We start from the raw sequence: 1,400 nt of genomic DNA, 5'->3' as shown, positions 1-1,400 counted from the left end.
AAACCCAACATTTTGGTAATTATGGTAGATGATGTTGCACCAAACGCCCTTGGTTGTTACACCATGGGAATGCAATACCCAACACCGAACATCGACAGAATTGCAAAAGAAGGGGTTTTATTTACAGACCACTATTCACAGCCTAGTTGTACCGCTGGTAGAGCCGCTTTTATTACGGGGCAAAAACCAATTCGAACAGGTCTTACGACCGTTGGACAACCAGGAAATCCGCTCGGTCTTAAAAAAGAAGATCCAACCATTGCGAACTTGTTAAAACCTCTAGGGTACATGACAGGGCAATTTGGTAAAAATCACTTAGGAGACAGAAACGAACACTTACCAACCGTTCACGGTTTTGATGAGTTCTATGGTAACCTATACCACTTAAACGTTTCGGAAGAACCAGAACAAGCAGACTATCCAAAAAGTGAAAAGTTCAAAAACACTTATGGTCCTAGAGGGGTAATCGAATCCTTTGCTACTACTTCTTTTGATAAAACCGAAGACCCAAGATTTGGCGTAATTGGAAAACAAAGAATTAAAGATACAGGTCCTTTAACAAGAGAGCGTATGAAAACTTTTGATGACGAATTAGTAGTGCGTTCTAAGGATTTTATGAAAAGAGCTAAAGATGCCAACAAACCTTTCTTTATCTGGCATGCAACTAGTAGAATGCACGTATACACACGTTTAAAAGAAGAATCTGCTAACCTTGCTACCCATATCAGTACAGATAACGATTATTTCGGACACGGATTAATGGAGCACGACGGACATGTTGGGCAGTTATTAGATTATATGAAAGAACTTGGTATTGATGAAAACACTATCGTTATTTACACTACCGATAACGGACCAGAACAAAGCTCATGGCCGCATGCAGGTGTAACTATGTTTAGAGGAGAGAAAATGACTACTTGGGAAGGCGGACTTCGTTCTCCTTTCATGGTAAGGTGGCCCAATAAAATACCTGCTGGTTTAGTAAGAAATGGAATCTCTGCACACGAAGACGTATTGCCTACTATTATGGCTGCGGTTGGAAATGCTAACATTAAAGACGAGTTGAAAAAAGGAAAACGTATTAATGGAGAAAACTACAAGGTATATATCGACGGATACAACAACCTAGACTATTGGATGGGTAAAAGTGATACATCGGAAAGAAACCACATCTTTTACTACTACGAAAGCAATCTTACAGCAGTGAGAATTGGACCGTGGAAAATGCACTTTGCTACCAAAGATAAATACTATGACGACATGGTGTTCCATACCATGCCTCAGTTATATAACCTAAGAAAAGACCCGTTTGAAAAATACGATGGTATTAACGGATTCCACCAAATAATGGAAAAATCTTGGGTGATGCAACCAGCGATTGGTATACTTACAAAACACCT

General features: G+C 39.6%; 1 protein-coding gene. It reads left to right on the top strand.

The window, feature by feature from the left end; genetic code table 11:
• Positions 1-21 precede the first annotated feature (21 nt).
• Positions 22-1,400: arylsulfatase (locus BSU00_RS00145; RefSeq protein ID WP_233188524.1), on the top strand; the 1,379-nt coding region annotated here is incomplete at its 3' end.

This window comes from Tenacibaculum sp. SG-28 (assembly GCF_002954385.1).
Taxonomy (GTDB): domain Bacteria; phylum Bacteroidota; class Bacteroidia; order Flavobacteriales; family Flavobacteriaceae; genus Polaribacter.
This window is presented reverse-complemented; position numbering and strand designations above follow the sequence as displayed.